The following is a 13,034-nucleotide window of genomic DNA, read 5'->3' on the forward strand; positions in this document are numbered from 1 at the left end:
GAATAATACTATAGGTATACAATACATAGTAATATACATTTAACAAGGGGGGCTTTTAAACAATGGAAGTATTAAAAGTATCAGCAAAATCAAACCCAAACTCTGTAGCTGGAGCTTTAGCCGGCGTACTAAGGGAACGTGGATCAGCTGAGATTCAAGCTATAGGAGCTGGGGCTCTAAATCAAGCAGTAAAAGCAGTTGCAATTGCACGAGGATTTGTAGCTCCTAGTGGACTTGACTTAATATGTATTCCAGCCTTCACTGACATACAAATAGATGGTGAAGAACGAACAGCCATAAAGCTAATCGTAGAACCTAGATAATAAAACTGTTAACAAAAAGTCTGCTGGCAATGCAGGCTTTTTTTATGTCGTGGGTCCAGCGAAGCTGGAACACGTATGTCGAGGGGACGAGATTGTTTACACTTCGTCCCCTCCAACATATATAGCCATTGTCTATTGATGTTGGGCCTAAGAATATAGTATGATTTATAAGTAATAGATTTTTAATAATTATCTACCCCTTAAGAAACGGGAGTGTTAGTAACGCCGCTGAGATAAACTAGGAGGATTTAACCAATGAAAAAAAATATTGTAATTGTATTATTACTAATTATAATCATTCTACTTCTAACTTCTATAGACATTAAGGGCTTTCAGAAAATAGATGATGTGCAATTACCTACTTATGATGTTAATATAAATGGTGTCAAGGTTGATAATACCTATAGTGAATATCCCCTGTTAAATTACAAAGACATAACCTATTTGCCCATGACAGAGAATTATGTCAAAGATTTAGGTTTAGAGATTAGTTGGGATAAAGAAAAAGGACTATCCATTACAGAGTTAGATAAGTATAAAGAGAATGAAGCAAGTAAGCTTCCCCATGAAGTAGACAGTATTATAGATGCTAAGATACCAATTATAACCTATCATCATATTCATACTGATCCTAGTGTATGGAGTGATATTACTATTTCTCCTCAAAAATTTAGGGAGGATATGTTGTATTTAAAAGCATTGAATTATAATCCTATACATTTTAAGGATTATTTTAGTGCTGTAGATAATGGTTCAAGCTTACCAGACAACCCTATCATTATAACCTTTGATGACGGATACAGAAGCAACTATCTATTGGCATATCCCATCTTAAAAGAATTAAATATGAAGGCTACTATAACCGTTATTGGATGGTCCGTTGGACGAGAGCTTCATAAGGATGGTCAAACACCAATAAAGCCACATTTCACATGGGAAGAAGCCAAGGAAATGTATGATAGCGGATTAATTGATATTCAGCATCATACCTATGATTTACATAATCTAGGAGACGGAGTAACATGTGGTCTAGGTGTAAGTCAAATGTCCGATGAAAGTAGAGAAGATTATATTAAGAGGTTGAGGAATGATACTGTCAAATTAAAAAAACTCATAGAAGAGAAGATCGGAAATGAAGTTAATGTGTTCTCCTACCCTTATGGTGTTTTCAATGAGATAAGTGAAGAAGTGATTAAACAGCTAGGATTTAAAGCTACACTAACAACCATTGATGATGTATGGAATTTAGAGGATGGACACTATCAGTTGGAAAGAATAAATATGCCTTCAGGTGTTAAATCAATAGATTTAATGAAAAGGATTTTAGTTCTTGATGATAGAGAAGTAAATATTCCCTTTGAAAATATTGAAAATCAAATGGAGAGGATTGAAAAGCTGGAAAACCTAGTGATAAAGTAAAAGCAATATGCAAACAATATATACAGCCGTTATTCTAAGTAAAATCTTGAAAAGAGGTTATTATAATGAGGTACATTGACATGCATGTCCATACAACTGCTTCTGATGGTGTTTTAACCCCAAAGGAGGCTATTGACTTAGCAATAAAAAGAAATATAGATGGCATAGCAATAACTGATCACGACACAGTTAAGGGTATTGAAGAGGGAATTATTTATGCTAAAGGCAAGGAAAGTTTTATACTAATACCAGGAATAGAGCTTAGTACTGAATATAGTAATGAAGAAATACATATTCTAGGCTATAAAATAGATTATAAATCAGAGGAATTACTTGATAAGTTGAATATTTTAAAAAAATCAAGAGTCAAAAGAGCAGAAGGAATAGTTGAAAGGCTAAAGGATTTAGGCTATAGCATCAGCTATGAAGAGGTTGTGCAAATCTCAGGAGACGGTGTAGTTGGACGACCCCATATAGCAATGGCTTTAGTAAATAAAAAGGCAGTTCAAGATATACCAGAGGCCTTTAGAAAATTGCTAAATAAGGGCTGTCCTGCATATATACCGAGGTTTAAGCTTTCACCCTCTGAAGCAATTGATTTAATAAAAAGGATAAATGGAATACCTGTTTTAGCTCATCCTGGACTAATAAGCAAGCCTAGTTTTATTCAGGATTTAATCAAGCTGGGTATTGAAGGAATCGAAGTATACCATCCAGACCATAGTCACAGTCAAGAGACGGTATACTTAAAAATAGCTAATGCTTACAATTTAATGGTAACAGGAGGCACAGACTTCCATTACCCCCATGATGATGAAGACAAAGGTAGTATAGGTAGCATAAAGGTTCCAGTATCCAATATAATAAATACTCAAAATAAGTAGCAAAGTACAGAAATATTTGTTAAAATAGGAGTTGTTTATATTAATAATTTTTTTATTGCTTTCTACATAATTAAAAAATGGTGGAGGTTGGACGATGAAAATTAAACTATCTGAAAAAAATCAAAGGATAACTGCTTCAGTGACACTAGCCATTGATTCTAAAGCAAAGAAAATGAAGGCAGAAGGCATTAATGTTATAAACTTTGGGGTAGGTGAGCCAGATTTCAACACCCCAGATAATATTAATAGTGCTGCAATAGAAGCCCTAGAAAAGGGAATAACTAGATATACATCTGCAACAGGTCTTCCTCAATTGAAGGAAGCGATTTGTGAAAAGCTTAAAAAGGATAATAGCTTAGATTACAAGCCAGAAAACATTGTTGTTTCCAATGGAGCTAAGCAATGTCTATACAACTCATTATTGGCTGTTTGTAATCCTGGTGATGAAGTTATAATACCAGTGCCATATTGGGTAAGCTATGAAGAGCTAGTTAAAATGGCAGATGCAAAGGCTGTTTTAGTTCATTCATCAGAAGAAAATGAATTTAAGCTACAGAAAGATGCACTATTAAAGGCAATTACACCAAAAACTAAGGCTTTATTACTAAATAGTCCTTCTAACCCAACAGGTTCATTATATAATAGAGAAGATCTTGAAATGATAGCAGAAATAGCAGTAGAGCATGGAATAGTTATAATTGCCGATGAAATATACGAAAAGCTGGTTTATGATGGAGAAGAGCATATTAGTATTGCAAGCTTAAACAACAGTATAAAGGATCAAACTATAATTGTTAATGGTATGTCAAAGGCATATGCTATGACGGGATGGCGTATAGGATACACCGCATCTAACAAAGAGATTGCTAATATTATGGGTAATTTGCAAAGCCATGCAACCTCTCACCCAAATACAATAGCCATGTATGCCAGTGCTAAAGCCTTAACAGACCCACAAACCTCTGTTGAAGAAATGAGAAAGGCCTTTGATGAGAGGAGAAAATACATGGTTGAAGGTATAAGCAAAATAGAAGGAGTATCCTGCTTAACACCTAAGGGTGCCTTCTACATAATGATGAATATATCTAAGCTAAAGGGAAAAGAAATAGCTGGCAAATTAATACAAAACTCTATGGATTTTGCTGAACTATGCTTAGATAAATCCCATGTTGCAGTAGTACCTGGAGTTGCCTTTGGTGTAGATGACTATATTAGACTTTCTTATGCCAACTCCTTAGATAATATAAAGGAAGGGCTAAAAAGATTAGAGCTGTTAATTAAAGGTTAATGTAGGATGAAGATATGAGATTATCTCATATCTTTTCTCTATAAACAATAGTTTGGTTGTGAAAGGAGTAGAAGTGAGTGAATAGATCATCGTATCAGAATCCGTTAATTGAACGTTATAGTAGTAAAGAGATGAGCTATGTATTTTCGTCGGATAAGAAGTTTACTACATGGAGACGGCTTTGGATTGCTCTAGCTGAGGCACAAAAAGAGTTGGGGCTACCTATAACTGATCAGCAAATTCAAGAGTTAAAGGCAAATCAAAATAATATTAATTATGATGTAGCAATTGAAAGGGAAAGGGAAACTCGACATGATGTTATGTCCCATGTATATGCATATGGTCAGCAATGTCCAAAGGCAAAGGGTATTATTCATCTAGGGGCAACCAGTGCATTCGTGGGAGATAATACAGACATAATAGTTATGAGGGAAGCATTAGAAATTATTAAAGCCAAGATGATAAGCTTATTTAATGTATTGGCTAAGTTTTGCCACCAATATAAGAGTCTTCCAACCCTAGGTTTTACACACTTTCAGCCGGCGCAGCTAACTACATTAGGTAAACGTGGCACCTTATGGCTCCATGATTTATTAATGGATTATGAAAACTTAGAGTATCAAATAAGAAGAATGAAGCTAAGAGGTGTTAAAGGTACTACAGGTACACAGGCAAGCTTTTATAGCTTATTTAATAATAATGATGATAAGGTTGAAGAATTAGAAAGAAAGCTAGCCAATAAAATGGGCTTTGAAGAAACTTTTCCTGTAACAGGACAAACCTATTCAAGGAAGCTGGATTTTGAGGTTTTGTCAATACTCAGCGGCATTGCTCAAAGTCTTCATAAGATGACAAACGACATAAGACTATTGCAAAGCTTAAAGGAGCTTGAAGAGCCCTTTGAAAAAAATCAAATTGGTTCATCGGCAATGGCTTATAAAAGAAACCCTATGCGTAGTGAACGGATAGCTTCACTTGCTAGATATATTGTATCAACCTCTCAAAATGCTGCCATGACAGCATCCACCCAATGGCTTGAAAGAACACTAGATGATTCTGCCAATAGAAGAATTATAATTCCAGAATCATTTTTAGCAGCAGATGCAATATTAAACATTGCTATAAACGTCTGTGATGGATTAGTTGTATATGATAAAATGATAGAAAGACATATAGAGCTGGAGCTACCCTTTATGGCGACTGAAAACATTCTTATGGAGGCTGTTAAAGGGGGAGGAGATAGACAAGAACTACATGAAAAGATAAGGCTTCATTCTATGGAATCTGGTAAAAAAGTAAAAATAGAGGGTATGGAAAATGATTTACTAGAACGAATAGCAGAGGATAAAGACTTTAACCTAACTAGACAACAGCTAAATCAGCTGATGGATGCAAAAAACTATATTGGTAGAGCCCCTCAACAGGTAACTAAATTTTTAGATGACTACATTTATCCTATATTGAAAGCTAATAAAGACCTTATAGATATAGAAGTAGATTTACGGGTTTAATTAATTATTTTGGAGGTGTTTTTGATGACAAATACTGTAGCTATTGAGTCAATACAGAAGTATGAAGGAAAAGAAATAACTATTAAGGGATGGTTATTTAACAAAAGGTCAAGTGGAAAAATACATTTTTTACAGCTCCGTGATGGTACAGGCTTTATCCAGGGAGTAGTAGTTAAGAGTGAGGTTGAGGATGAGGTTTTTGAGACTTGTAAGAAGCTTACACAGGAGTCCTCTTTAGAGGTAACAGGCTTGGTTCAGAGGGACGACCGCTCTAAAACGGGCTATGAAATAGTTGTTAAATCTGTAAAGCCAGTTCACATAGCAGAAGAAGGCTACCCCATATCATTAAAGGAGCATGGTACCGACTTTCTAATGGAGAATAGGCATCTATGGATGCGTTCCCCCAAACAAAATGCAATATTAAGAATAAGAGATGAAATTAATTTAGCTATTAGACAGTTCTTTCATGAAAGAGGCTTTGTTTTAGTAGAGCCGCCAATAATTACTCCATCCTCCTGCGAAGGCACAACCGAATTATTTGGAATAGATTACTTTGGCGAAAATGCATTCCTATCACAAACAGGACAGCTTTATGCAGAGGCGGCAGCAATGGCATTTGGAAAGGTTTATAGCTTTGGACCAACCTTTAGAGCAGAAAAATCCAAAACTAGAAAGCACTTAAATGAGTTTTGGATGGTTGAGCCAGAAATGGCCTATGTAGGCTTTGAGGAGAATCTTAAGGTACAAGAGGAAATGATTGAATACATAGTTAAGAAAGTTCTTGACAATAAGAAAATCGAGCTTAAGATTTTAGGACGAGATTTAACCTATTTGGAAAAAATAAAAGCCCCCTTCCCAAGAATTACTTATACAGAAGCTGTAAACATGCTGAAGGAGGGTAATTTTGAATTTGAATGGGGAGATGATTTTGGTGCGCCTCATGAAACATATATAGCTGAGAAATTTGATAACCCAGTATTCATTACTCATTTTCCAACTAAAATAAAGGCCTTTTACATGCAGCCAGATCCAGACAATCCCGAAGTTATCTTAGGAGCAGATTTGATTGCCCCAGAGGGATATGGTGAAATCATTGGTGGGTCAGAAAGAATTCATGATTTAGATTATCTATTGCAAAGAATTAAAGAGGAGAAGCTTCCCCAAGAGCTATATGAATGGTATATAGACTTAAGAAGATATGGATCAGTACCTCATTCAGGATTTGGACTAGGCTTAGAAAGGACAGTTTCATGGATTTGTGGAGTTGATCACATTAGGCAAACCATACCTTTTGCCAGAACATTAAATAGGGTTTATCCTTAATGAAAAATCTGATATAATAATATTCAAAATAGTCAAAAAGTAAGGATATATATCCTTACTTTTTTATTAGCCATAAAATGAGGTGATGCAATGCTGGAAAACCAACTGTTAGACTATACCATACATGAAATATTGTCAACAAATATTATAAAGGTATATCCCAATACCCCATTAGATTGTGTTATAGAAGAAATTATAAATATCAATATTCCTGAAGCACTAGTGATTGATACTAGTAATGCAAACAAAATTTTAGGGATTATAACACTTACAGATATATCATTAATTAAGCAAAAGGGTAAAGCTACCAATGGGCCAGTTTCACAGTATATGACAGCAAATATAATAGCGGTGCCCTCTAATATGCTAATAACTGATGTAAGAGAAATACTAATTGAAAACAAAATTGGGAGAGTACCAGTTTACGAGAACAGCACTTTAATAGGAATTATAAGAATTGACAACTTGTTAAACAGCTATTACCTAAAGCTTGAAAGTATAAATAGGCAGTATAAGCATGTAATTAATCATATGCATGAAGCTGTTACGGTAACAGATCCTGCAGGGAATGTTCTATTGTGGAATAAAAGGGCAGAAATGATTTATGATATCAAGGAAAAGGATATAATATATAAGAAATTGGAGGATTTTTTTCCAAACGCCTTAACCTTATCGGTGTTGGAAGAAAAAATACCAATAGAAAACATCTACCATGCTCCCAAGCCCAATTACTACGTTATAATTAGTGCCCTGCCAGTTTTTATAGATGGTGAGTTTGTAGGGGTTGTAGCCACAGAAAAGGATATAACTGAAAACAGAGATTTATCATTAAAGCTAGAAAGCGCAAACCTTGAGATAGATTTACTAAAGGAGGAGGTAGAGAAGTTCACAAAGGAAAGCTTTACCCTAGGTAAAATATTAGGAAAAAGCCCAGTTATAAAAAACAAAATACAGCTTGCCAAGCACGTTTCTAAAACAAATACAAGTGTTTTAATTGCGGGAGAAAGCGGTACTGGTAAAGAAGTATTTGCAAGGGCCATACATCAACATAGCAGGAGGAAGGGACATTTTGTACCAGTTAATTGTAGTGCAATTCCCCCAACTTTATTTGAAAGTGAGTTTTTTGGTTATGTTGGAGGAGCATTTACTGGAGCATTGAAGAATGGCAAAATAGGCTATTTTGAACTTGCCAATAACGGTACCTTGTTTTTAGATGAAATAGGTGATTTACCATTAAAACAACAGGCAAAGCTTCTTAGAGTTTTACAAGAGGGTAAGGTTTTACGAATTGGTTCTGACACCTTTGTTAAGGTTGATGTACGAATTATATCTGCCACCAACAGAAATCTAAAGGATATGGTTAAAGCTGGTAGGTTTAGAGAAGACCTATACTATAGATTAAATGTCGTAGAAATAGAGTTACCCCCACTTAGAAACAGAAAAGAAGACATTAGTCTTTTGTTTCATCATTTTGTTGAGGAGGTTTCAAAAAAGAATAACACACCTATAAATTATATAGATAAAGATGTATTTAATATGTTACTCAAGTATCACTGGAAGGGTAATATTAGAGAGTTAAAAAACACTGTTGAATATATGGTGGTATTAAGCAACGACAACAAAATTAGTAAAGATTTAATTCCTCAATATATAATGGATAATATAAATGAGGGTAAGGGTGAAAAAATATCTATAGAAAACTTAGAGGATAATCTTAAAAGCTTAGAAATACAAATGATAAACAAAGCCATGAAGCAGACCAAAGGAAATAAGGCTAAAGCAGCTAAACTACTTAATATTCCAAGAAGCACCCTTTATTACAAGCTAAATCTTTATAAGCAGGAGTTAAGTGTCTAATAATTGACATATGTCAAATTATGGTCACATTTATTTATGTTAGAAGTTTCTTGGAATTAGAAGGAATTCAACAGAATTAAGCAGTTATTAAAGCATAAAAAGATGTCAATATTCTGACATCTTTTTTTTAGTATGCTTTTTTGCCTGTAGCTAAAGAAGAACAAAGGTTAATATTTCAATATATACATATATTTAAATGGTAAGATAGCTATGGCATCATAATTGCATAAATAAATATTATGACTCAATAATTCTCCATTTATGATGCAGGCAATAAAGAGAATAAAGTAATATACCATTAAATACCATCAATTATTCATTGCATTCATAGCTGTATTATTATAAAATAAGTAAAATGCAATATAAAGTATTTATACTTGCATATATCTGAAAATTAAATTTACATAAAAAAAGTAATTTATATATAAGATGTTTACTATAAATATTAATAAAATAACTTTAGGATTAATTATAAACATATTATATGAGGGGGATTACTATGAATACAGCTAATAATGCTTTTGTTGAGGTCTGTAGCTATTGCTTATCAAAAAACGTAAAAAGAGATGTACCTTATGGTAGATTCGTAACTGTTAAAACAAATCCTTTTACTAGTCATCAGACATACGCAGAAATATGCCTCGATTGTGGTAGTATTTTAAGAAGTTATATTCAGCTTCAAGAACAAGAAATGAAATCATTATAGTTATTGCTTGCATTTTAATATTAATAAAAAGGAGGAATCAAAATGGGTCAAAAGAAAGAACAATGGGGGAGTAGATGGGGCTTTATTTTGGCATCAATTGGTATGGCAATTGGAACAGGTAACATTTGGAGATTTCCACGAGTAGCAGCTGCAAATGGAGGAGGTCCATTTATAATTGCGTGGACTATTGCACTATTTGTATGGGCAATTCCATTACTAATGGGGGAAATGGTAATGGGAAAAAAGACAGGTTTAGGTACGATTGGTGCCTTCAGAGACTTTGTTGGTCGTAAGTACACCTGGATGGGAACATGGATTGCTGCAGTCTGTATTGGTATTATGTTTTATTATTCGGTGGTTATGGGTTGGTGCGTTAAATATTTTACATTAGCGGTAGGTGGAGCCTTTAAGTCTGAGCTTGATACTGTAGCAACACAGGCTATTTGGAATACCTTTACTACAACACCTTCTCAAACTATACTATTTCACTTAATTTCAATAACTATAGCTGGATTCATTATTTACAGAGGTGTTTCAGCAGGTATTGAAAAGGCAAGCAAAATAATGATACCTACCTTATTTGTTCTATTAATTATAGCTGTTATTAGATCTCTTACTTTAGAAGGAGCATTACAAGGCTTAGAGTACTTGTTTAGTCCAAAGCTAGAAATGCTTGCAGAGCCAAAAATTTGGCTGGAGGCCTTTACGCAAGCAGCTTGGTCTACTGGGGCTGGCTGGGGCTTTATAATAACCTATTCTGTTTATACAAGTCATAAGGAGGATATAGCAGGAAACTGTATGATTATGGGAATGGGGGATCATATAGGAGCTTTAGTTGCAGGTATGACAGTATTACCAGCTATATTTGCCCTTTCTCCAACACAAGAAATAGCTAACCAAGCCTTAACTTCAAACCATACTGGACTTACCTTTATTTATTTAGCACAACTGTTTACTAAAATGCCTGCAGGTGGCCTTCTTGCAGCGGTATTTTTCTTAGCCATGGCTATAGCGGCATTATCATCTCTACTACCAATGATTGAGGTAGGAGTAAGAAATTTTATGGATGCAGGAATGACAAGGAAAAAGGCTACTACTTATATATTAGTTTTAGGTTTTCTATTTGGTATCCCCTCTGCCTATAGTCTTAATTTCTTAGATAATCAAGACTGGGTTTGGGGTGTAGGATTACTGGTTAGTGGCTTGTTTGTTGCCTTTGCTTTAATAAAATATGGAATAGAAAAGGCCAGATCAAAGGAAATCAATACCCAGTGGGCTGATTTTAAAGTAGGTAAATGGTGGAATTGGTGTATAGGATTATTCCCTGTCTTCTTTGTTTGGGTAACTGGCTGGTGGTTTATTCAGGCTATAAGCTGGTATCCAGACAATTGGTGGCATCCATTTGAGGTGTTTAGCGCTGGCACCATTATATTCCAGTGGGCTATATTAATAGTTATTGCATTATTAACAAATAACTGGCTTGCAGATAAAATTGGCAAGGGAAGATATTCAGAAAATAATATATATGATGCTTTAGAAAACAAGTAAAAGGAGGCTATAATATGTCAGGTTCTTCTATAGTAATGATGATTATAATCCTTGGTTTTTATATAGGTGGTTTTCTTATTTTGGTAAACAAGGCATTTGGAAACAAAAAAGCTCAATAGGTATTAATGAGAAATTAAAGAGGTTTTGTGGCAATACAAGGGTGCTAAATTTATTAATAAATTAGAAATGAATTTTACTAATTGGATTCTCCTGTCTTAGGAGAATCCAAATATAAGTCAACAGGAGGTGTGTTAATGAGAATTTTTAAGCATCCAATTTTGAATTTTGAAAGGAAAAGGTTGGTTACCTTCACCTTTAACAACAAAACTATTGAAGGCTATGAAGGAGAAACCATTGCGGCAGCGTTACATGCTGCTGGTATTAAGACGTTAAGCCATAGTAGCGAGAAGCATCGTCCAAGAGGTCTATTCTGTGCAATAGGTAATTGTTCTTCCTGCTTAATGGAGGTAAACGGTGAAGCAAATGTAAGAATTTGTGTTGAGGAGGTAAAAGAAGGCTTGATTATACGAACTCAAACAGGAAAGGGTGATTTAGTATGATACCCGTTGAAATCCTAGTTATTGGCGGCGGTCCAGCAGGGCTTTGTGCAGCAGTTCAAGCAGCAGAAATGGGGAGTAAGGTCTTAATTGTAGATAGAAATAACACCTTAGGTGGTCAGTTAGTAAAGCAAACACATATGTTTTTTGGATCAGAAAAACAGTATGCCTCTACAAGGGGCTTTGATATCGCCAATATTTTATTAGATAAAATTGATAAGATGAAAAATGTTGAAATTATGAGAAAGGCTACTGTATTAGCTATTTATGAGGATGGAGTTGTCTCCTTAGAACACAAGGATAAATATATAAAGATTAAGCCAAAGGCAATTGTAGTAGCTACAGGTGCAAGCGAAAAGAACCTAGCATTTCCTAACAACGATCTACCAGGTATTTATGGTGCAGGAGCAGTACAAACCTTGATGAATGAATATGGTGTAAAGCCAGGGAATAGAGTACTAATGATTGGAGCAGGTAACATAGGCTTAATTGTAAGCTACCAACTAATTCAAGCAGGTGTAAGGGTAGAAGCAATTGTAGAAGCTGCACCTACAATAGGTGGATACTTAGTTCATGCTTCTAAGGTTAGAAGAATGGGTGTCCCTATTTTAACAGGCTATTCCATTAAGGAAGCCTATGGCACTGATTCACTGGAGTCAGCTGCAATATGGAAATTAGACGAAAACTGGAGGGGTATACCAGGTACTGAAAAGAAGCTTAATGTTGATGTAATTTGCATATCAGTAGGACTATCACCACTTTCAGAGCTTTTATGGCAAGCAGGCTGTCAAATGAAATATATTCATGAGCTAGGGGGATTTGTACCAGTAAGGGATACCAATTTACATTCCTCTGTTAAGGGCTTGTTTGTTGCGGGAGATGTTGCAGGCGTTGAAGAAGCAAGTAGCGCAATGGTTGAGGGATACATAGCAGGTATGTCTGCAGCAGCCTATTTAGGCTATAAGCTCTACAATATGAAGTTAGTAAAGGAGGATTTAATGAATCAGCTTGATTCATTAAGGCATGGTCCAGTAGGTGAAAAAATAAGAAGGGGTATTTCTAATTTAACAATAGAGCATGAAGCTGCTGCTTCAGTAGATGCTTTGTAAAGGAAGGGAGGACTAATGATGTTAGATGCTACAGGTATACCTACTAAAGAAGACCTAGAAAGGGTTTTTCCAACTGAAGAAAGACTAATGCAGGGGCCCACTGTTATTGTTGAGTGTTATCAAAATATACCCTGTAATCCTTGCTATACAGTTTGTAGAACTGGTGCTATAAAGGAGTTTGCAGACATAAATGACCTACCTACTGTAGACCATAGCTTATGTAATGGCTGTAGCCTATGTGTTAGCAATTGTCCTGGCTTAGCTATTAGCATATTAGATATGACATATTCTGAAGATGAAGCATTACTAAAAATACCCTATGAGCTAATACCTCTTCCAAAGCCGAATCAAATTGTAAAGGGATTAGATAGAGAAGGGGTAGAGGTTACAGATGTAAAGGTCATTAAGGTTATAGATAGTAAAGCCTTAGATAAAACACCAATAATCGCTATAGCAGTAAAAAAGCAATATGCCAAAATAATTAGAAGCATTAGATTGGAGGAATAGGT

The 13,034-nt window shown here is 35.0% G+C and carries 12 protein-coding genes; all 12 read left to right on the forward strand.

All coding sequences use genetic code 11. The annotated features are described in order from the left end of the window. Nucleotides 1–62 precede the first annotated feature (62 nt). The 12 genes from spoVS (at nucleotide 63) to F8154_RS13190 (ending at nucleotide 13,032) form a co-directional block, all read left to right on the forward strand. Entirely contained in the window at nucleotides 63–323 is a 261-nt protein-coding gene (gene spoVS / locus F8154_RS13135; RefSeq protein WP_151862083.1) for a stage V sporulation protein SpoVS, read from the forward strand. A 255-nt stretch (nucleotides 324–578) separates the two neighbouring features. After that, a complete protein-coding gene (locus F8154_RS13140) occupies nucleotides 579–1,742 on the forward strand; it encodes a polysaccharide deacetylase family protein (RefSeq protein WP_151862084.1) in 1,164 nt (387 codons plus the stop codon). Nucleotides 1,743–1,807: 65 nt separating this feature from the next. Further along, nucleotides 1,808–2,626: a PHP domain-containing protein gene (locus F8154_RS13145; protein WP_151862085.1), complete on the forward strand. Its 819-nt coding sequence runs from the start codon at nucleotides 1,808–1,810 to the stop codon at nucleotides 2,624–2,626. Nucleotides 2,627–2,720: 94 nt separating this feature from the next. After that, nucleotides 2,721–3,914: a pyridoxal phosphate-dependent aminotransferase gene (locus F8154_RS13150; protein WP_330577916.1), complete on the forward strand. Its 1,194-nt coding sequence runs from the start codon at nucleotides 2,721–2,723 to the stop codon at nucleotides 3,912–3,914. Nucleotides 3,915–3,991: 77 nt separating this feature from the next. Further along, a complete protein-coding gene (purB, locus tag F8154_RS13155) occupies nucleotides 3,992–5,425 on the forward strand; it encodes an adenylosuccinate lyase (protein WP_151862086.1) in 1,434 nt (477 codons plus the stop codon). Nucleotides 5,426–5,449: 24 nt separating this feature from the next. Continuing rightward, a complete protein-coding gene (gene asnS / locus F8154_RS13160; protein WP_151862087.1) occupies nucleotides 5,450–6,748 on the forward strand; it encodes an asparagine--tRNA ligase in 1,299 nt (432 codons plus the stop codon). A 90-nt stretch (nucleotides 6,749–6,838) separates the two neighbouring features. Further along, on the forward strand, nucleotides 6,839–8,605 hold the full coding sequence (locus tag F8154_RS13165) for a sigma-54-dependent Fis family transcriptional regulator (RefSeq protein ID WP_151862088.1): 1,767 nt from the start codon (nucleotides 6,839–6,841) through the stop codon (nucleotides 8,603–8,605). A gap of 499 nt (nucleotides 8,606–9,104) precedes the next feature. Continuing rightward, entirely contained in the window at nucleotides 9,105–9,311 is a 207-nt protein-coding gene (locus F8154_RS13170) for a hypothetical protein (protein WP_151862089.1), read from the forward strand. A 42-nt stretch (nucleotides 9,312–9,353) separates the two neighbouring features. Continuing rightward, the gene (locus F8154_RS13175) at nucleotides 9,354–10,859 is read left to right on the forward strand and encodes a sodium-dependent transporter (protein WP_151862090.1); all 1,506 of its coding nucleotides are present in this window, start codon (nucleotides 9,354–9,356) and stop codon (nucleotides 10,857–10,859) included. Nucleotides 10,860–11,113: 254 nt separating this feature from the next. Next, the gene (locus tag F8154_RS13180; protein ID WP_151862091.1) at nucleotides 11,114–11,419 is read left to right on the forward strand and encodes a (2Fe-2S)-binding protein; all 306 of its coding nucleotides are present in this window, start codon (nucleotides 11,114–11,116) and stop codon (nucleotides 11,417–11,419) included. Continuing rightward, nucleotides 11,416–12,525, forward strand: a complete 1,110-nt coding sequence (locus F8154_RS13185; protein ID WP_151862092.1) for an NAD(P)/FAD-dependent oxidoreductase — start codon at nucleotides 11,416–11,418, stop codon at nucleotides 12,523–12,525. The genes F8154_RS13180 and F8154_RS13185 overlap by 4 nt, the downstream gene beginning before the upstream one ends. A gap of 18 nt (nucleotides 12,526–12,543) precedes the next feature. Next, a complete protein-coding gene (locus F8154_RS13190; protein WP_151862093.1) occupies nucleotides 12,544–13,032 on the forward strand; it encodes a 4Fe-4S binding protein in 489 nt (162 codons plus the stop codon). Nucleotides 13,033–13,034: the final 2 nt, after the last annotated feature.

This window comes from Alkaliphilus pronyensis (genome assembly GCF_009017275.1).
Taxonomy (GTDB): Bacteria; Bacillota; Clostridia; order Peptostreptococcales; family Natronincolaceae; genus Alkaliphilus_C; species Alkaliphilus_C pronyensis.

Bases quoted from the DNA above. Each gene is read 5' to 3' on its own strand.
- F8154_RS13140 (WP_151862084.1), top strand. From the start codon at position 579: ATGAAAAAAAATATTGTAATTGTATTATTACTAATTATAATCATTCTA.
- F8154_RS13165 (WP_151862088.1), top strand. From the start codon at position 6,839: ATGCTGGAAAACCAACTGTTAGACTATACCATACATGAAATATTGTCA.
- F8154_RS13190 (WP_151862093.1), top strand. From the start codon at position 12,544: ATGTTAGATGCTACAGGTATACCTACTAAAGAAGACCTAGAAAGGGTT.
- F8154_RS13170 (WP_151862089.1), top strand. From the start codon at position 9,105: ATGAATACAGCTAATAATGCTTTTGTTGAGGTCTGTAGCTATTGCTTA.
- F8154_RS13145 (WP_151862085.1), top strand. From the start codon at position 1,808: ATGAGGTACATTGACATGCATGTCCATACAACTGCTTCTGATGGTGTT.
- F8154_RS13150 (WP_330577916.1), top strand. From the start codon at position 2,721: ATGAAAATTAAACTATCTGAAAAAAATCAAAGGATAACTGCTTCAGTG.
- F8154_RS13185 (WP_151862092.1), top strand. From the start codon at position 11,416: ATGATACCCGTTGAAATCCTAGTTATTGGCGGCGGTCCAGCAGGGCTT.
- spoVS (WP_151862083.1), top strand. From the start codon at position 63: ATGGAAGTATTAAAAGTATCAGCAAAATCAAACCCAAACTCTGTAGCT.
- F8154_RS13180 (WP_151862091.1), top strand. From the start codon at position 11,114: ATGAGAATTTTTAAGCATCCAATTTTGAATTTTGAAAGGAAAAGGTTG.
- F8154_RS13175 (WP_151862090.1), top strand. From the start codon at position 9,354: ATGGGTCAAAAGAAAGAACAATGGGGGAGTAGATGGGGCTTTATTTTG.
- asnS (WP_151862087.1), top strand. From the start codon at position 5,450: ATGACAAATACTGTAGCTATTGAGTCAATACAGAAGTATGAAGGAAAA.